5 protein-coding genes are annotated in these 1,266 nt (G+C 37.3%); all 5 read left to right on the top strand.

The annotated features are described in order from the left end of the window. On the top strand, positions 1–195 hold a 195-nt coding region (locus MFLO_RS15765; protein ID WP_036098616.1), incomplete at its 5' end, for a hypothetical protein. Continuing rightward, on the top strand, positions 192–458 hold the full coding sequence (locus MFLO_RS13755) for a hypothetical protein (protein WP_036098615.1): 267 nt from the start codon (positions 192–194) through the stop codon (positions 456–458). The genes MFLO_RS15765 and MFLO_RS13755, both read left to right, overlap by 4 nt. Before the next feature lie 13 nt (positions 459–471). Continuing rightward, a complete protein-coding gene (locus MFLO_RS13750; protein WP_051993686.1) occupies positions 472–717 on the top strand; it encodes a hypothetical protein in 246 nt (81 codons plus the stop codon). Then, a complete protein-coding gene (locus tag MFLO_RS13745) occupies positions 718–948 on the top strand; it encodes a hypothetical protein (RefSeq protein WP_036098614.1) in 231 nt (76 codons plus the stop codon). Between the two features lie 46 nt (positions 949–994). Further along, entirely contained in the window at positions 995–1,240 is a 246-nt protein-coding gene (locus MFLO_RS13740; protein ID WP_149023066.1) for a hypothetical protein, read from the top strand. The last annotated feature ends 26 nt before the right edge of the window (positions 1,241–1,266 follow it).

The raw sequence follows: 1,266 nt of genomic DNA, 5'->3' as shown, positions 1-1,266 counted from the left end.
AATGTAGCAGGTGAAAATATAAAAAAAGCTAATCTAGTCATTATCCAGCAATACAACGACGATCAAATGATCGCTATCACGGTTAAAGACGACGACGAAGGTGTTCGAGGAATAACTGTAGATGTCGTTTCAGCAGGCGTTATCTTGCCCAAAAAAGATGGTGTTCTAGATATTTATAAGGAGGAAACTAAATGAACTTTAAGAGAGCCATGCAACGACCTACTCCAGAACAGCAAAAAAATTTAGAGGTCATACTTGAAAAAGTTCATCAAGAAGAACGGGAAAAGATTCTCTCGTTGGGTTACACCGACGAAGACATCGAAAAAGGTTGGACTTTATTAGAAAAATATTATGAAGGTCTGCCTAACTTCGTCCACGTACCAAGCATAGCAGAATTTATGGAGGTACAGTACGATAAAAAGCTTGAAGAGGAAAAAATGAAGGAGGGACAAGAATGAAATACCAAGTACATTGGTCGATAATCACGCCAAGTCACATAATATACATGGGACATATGCGACATTTGAAGAAGCCAAACAATCAATTTTTTATTGGTGGAACTTAAACAACTTTGAGCCTTATTATGTGCGCGTATGGACAAAAGACGGTGTGACCACTTTTGATTATGGTATGCATAGTGTGTTTTACAAGATTTATGAGATTGAGGATAAAACTTTCAAGAAGCAGTTGGAGCTTGTTCTTAAAGGAGTGGAATAGATGGTTACTTTGATCGCGGTAATGTTATATGTTGTAGCTATTTTTATTTATTGGGTGTTGATGAAAAAGGAGATGCGGCTTACTAGAGAGCAGATAAATGTAAGAGAAAAGCATGTTAAAGCTCTAGAAGAAGCAAACAAAGAAAGCTGGGAATCACACAAACTACTCGTGCAACAGAATGCATTGCTATTCAAACTTTTAAAGGGTGAAAAGCTTAAGGAGGATAAATAAATGAATTTTAAGGAAGAATTAGAAAAGCAAAATGCAGAATATGTAGATGCGTGGTTCAAAAAAAAATGTGGACATAGGACATTTAAAAGCGACGTTGCTTAATTCTGCAAAACAGGGCTTGTCTGATGCTAGCTACGATATCAAAATGGGCTCTTTTGAGCATATTCGCATTCACATGGATGACATCATGGATAAGTTGTCGAAAGAGCTAGGTGGGGTTAAAGTTTCTAAAAAGCCTAACGTTTTGGCTACGGGGTTTGTTCCCCTAATTTTTAGATGGGGTCATGAGTGACAAAAAAATGGGATGCAAGATGACCA

Origin of the sequence: Listeria floridensis FSL S10-1187, from assembly GCF_000525875.1 — a bacterium.
Lineage (GTDB): Bacteria > Bacillota > Bacilli > Lactobacillales > Listeriaceae > Listeria > Listeria floridensis.
Note: the sequence above shows the minus strand (reverse complement) of the source record. Positions and strands in the feature narration are given on the sequence as shown.